Below are 894 nucleotides of genomic sequence, written 5' to 3'. Positions count from 1 at the left end.
AGAGCGACAAGGGCGACGCCCACGCGCTCGCCGACATGGTCCGCATCGACCGCGACCAGCTGCGGCCCATCGCCGGCGATAGTGACCAGGCCCAGGCCGTCAAGGTCGTCACCCGCGCCCACCAGACCCTGATCTGGGAACGCACCCGCACCTTCCAGCGGCTCCGCAGCACGTTGCGCGAGTACTTCCCCGGGGCGCTGACCGCATACGCGTCCCTGGAGCTGACCAGCGCCGACGCGCTGGAACTGCTGATCAAGGCACCCACGCCGCAGACGGCGGCGAAGCTGACCCGCACCCAGATCGCCGCCGTCCTGGCCCGGGCCCGGCGCCGCGACCGGGACCAGAAGGCCGGCGCGATCCAGGCCACACTGCGCGAGACATACCTGGAGCTGCCCGAGCCGCTCACGGCCGCCTACGCGGCCGCCACCACCGCCCACGCCTGCCTCCTGCTCGCCCTCAACGAGCAGATAGCCGCGATGGAAGAGCAGGTGAGGGCACATTTTCTCGCGCACCCGGACGCTGAGATCTACCTGTCGATGCCTGGCATCGGCGAGATCACCGGCGCCCGGGTGCTCGCCGAGTTCGGGGACGACCCCACCCGCTACAGCTCAGCCAAGGCCCGCAAGAACTACGCCGGGACCAGCCCAGTCACTCGGGCCTCCGGCAAGAGCCACAGCGTCCAGGCCCGCTACGTGCGCAACAACCGGCTCGCCGACGCCCTCCAACGCCAGGCGTTCTCCGCCCTGCGCGCCTCACCGGGCGCCCGCCGCTACTACGACAAGCAACGAGCCCGCGAAGCCGGCTACAACCCCGCCCTCCGCCAGCTCGGCAACCGGCTCGTCGGCATCCTCCACGGATGCCTCAAGACCCGCACCCACTACGACGAAGCGACCG

The 894-nt window shown here is 70.9% G+C and carries 1 protein-coding gene; it reads left to right on the top strand.

Annotation, left to right across the window (positions count from 1 at the left end):
- A partial coding sequence (locus IE332_RS40465) for an IS110 family RNA-guided transposase (RefSeq protein ID WP_189926898.1) occupies positions 1-894 on the top strand: 894 nt, incomplete at both ends.

Origin of the sequence: Kitasatospora xanthocidica (assembly GCF_014656195.1) — a bacterium.
GTDB classification, from domain to species: domain Bacteria; phylum Actinomycetota; class Actinomycetes; order Streptomycetales; family Streptomycetaceae; genus Kitasatospora; species Kitasatospora xanthocidica.
This window is presented reverse-complemented; position numbering and strand designations above follow the sequence as displayed.